Below are 1,147 nucleotides of genomic sequence, written 5' to 3'. Positions count from 1 at the left end.
ATTCAACAAGCAAGTGCAAATTTACTTAATTAGTTCGTAAAAGCACTCATGTGGTGTTCTAAATTCTAATTTCTTTCTTGGTCTCATGTTAATTTTCTTTGAATACTTTGTTATTTGTTGATGACTGACATGCTCAAACGTTTCTTTTTTTGGCACGTATTGTCTAATCAGTCCGTTAGCATTTTCTATAGCCCCTTTCTGCCATGAAGCGTATGGGTCAGCAAAATAGACGGTGACACCAAGGCTTTTGCTTATCATTTCATGGCAAGCGAATTCTGTGCCGTTGTCCGTTGTAATAGACTTGACATGCTCTTTGAATGGAGATAGCAAATGTATTACAGTGCGTGCTAACTCCTTGGCATTCTTTCCCTTTTTAAGTTTTCTCATAAATAGTATATTTGTACTGCGTTCTATCAGTGTCACAATAGCACCATGATTTCCTCTTCCAACAATTGTATCCATCTCGAAGTCCCCAAAGCGTTTTCCGTCAACTTCAGTAGGTCTCTCGCTGATACTTGTTCTATTGGGTATGGATATACGTCTGCTACCAACAGGCTTGGCACGATGCTTTAGCTTGTGACGACAGAGTTTATATAGTGTTCCACCTTTTGCCTTGTCCTTACGTATCATACGATATATGGTTTCATGGCTAATATACTTGCCTTCCTTAGCCAATACACCAGATATTTGTTCCGGAGACCATTCTTCTGTGATAAGAAGACGTTTCGCCTCATCCATAACATCCTTTTTGATTGAATGATTGCCGGGAGTTTTTCGCTTTGTGAGAACAGCATTTGCTTGGGCAGTTTTCCAGTTATACTTTCCTCTGGTTCCACTATTACGTTTTATTTCACGAGATACTGTACTTGGACATACTTTTATTGCTTTCGCAATATCTTTTAATATAATTCCATTTTGGAGTAGCACAAAAATTGTGTACCTTTGCTCCGAGGTTAATTGATGATATTTCACAATACAAAGTTAATTAATCTTGGGGAGACAGAGGTCTCCCTTTTTTATTTTTTAAGCATTGCTTGTTGATTTTCCACTCATGGGGGCTGCTCGCCCCCAAACCCCTCGGTGTTTTCTGGTATAGATTATTAAGCTAAACCTACACCTGAAATTGCAGTTCTATGTTGAACTTGCG

Annotated in this window: 1 protein-coding gene; it reads right to left on the bottom strand. The window is 38.7% G+C overall.

All coding sequences use genetic code 11. The features are described from left to right. Nucleotides 1-21: 21 nt before the first annotated feature. Nucleotides 22-972, bottom strand: coding sequence for an IS30 family transposase (locus HMPREF3034_RS08360; protein WP_062433882.1), 951 nt, complete (start codon nt 970-972; stop codon nt 22-24). Nucleotides 973-1,147 lie beyond the last annotated feature (175 nt).

The organism is Prevotella sp. DNF00663, assembly GCF_001553265.1.
GTDB lineage: Bacteria > Bacteroidota > Bacteroidia > Bacteroidales > Bacteroidaceae > Prevotella.
The sequence above is the reverse complement of the archived record's forward strand: the minus strand, read 5'-3'. Positions and strand labels throughout refer to the sequence as shown.